Annotated in this window: 1 protein-coding gene; it reads left to right on the top strand. The window is 48.8% G+C overall.

What is annotated here, in order from left to right:
* On the top strand, positions 1-322 hold a 322-nt coding region (locus tag KJQ99_RS09540; RefSeq protein WP_214150690.1), incomplete at its 5' end, for a DUF1202 family protein.
* Positions 323-574 lie beyond the last annotated feature (252 nt).

Raw genomic sequence — 574 nt, 5'->3', positions numbered from 1 at the left:
CGAAAAAGAGGTCTATCAACCGGCATTAGATGCGTGCCGTAAGCAGAGTGAGCCGTGCAATGAAGCGGCTATTCAGCAGAAAAGAGATTTAGACATACACGAGCATCGGCGGCAGGTATTTTTGAAATCAGAAGAGCTGCGTCGAATAGCGCAGAATGACTGGATAACGTTAGAGAAAGGACAATATCCGCTGAATATAGCGGTACAGAAACTTCAGATGCAACAGAGTGATATCCGCATGAAGATCATGGATATTAATGACGGATACGAGCGCTGGAAACAAGATACCGACGATTTGCGTCGTAAAGGCGGTATTAAATAATACGCTTGCCGGCGGCAAATTAACCGCCACAGGGCGGTAAGCGTCGCGCCATCAGGAATTGTACCCGCTGGCGCGACAGGCATATTCCTGGTTACTCAGCGAGAAACAACTCACGAAGAGAGTTTAAAAACAGTTTACCGTGCCGGGTAATCTGCCAGTATTGCTCGCATTCGGTCAGGTAGCCCTGGGCAATAGCCTCGTCGATTGGCTGACGAATAACCGCTTCCGTAAGCCCGGTATAGGCGACAAATT

Source organism: Campylobacter sp. 2018MI13 (assembly GCF_018501135.1).
In the GTDB taxonomy this organism is placed as follows: domain Bacteria; phylum Campylobacterota; class Campylobacteria; order Campylobacterales; family Campylobacteraceae; genus Campylobacter_E.
Note: the sequence above shows the minus strand (reverse complement) of the source record. Positions and strands in the feature narration are given on the sequence as shown.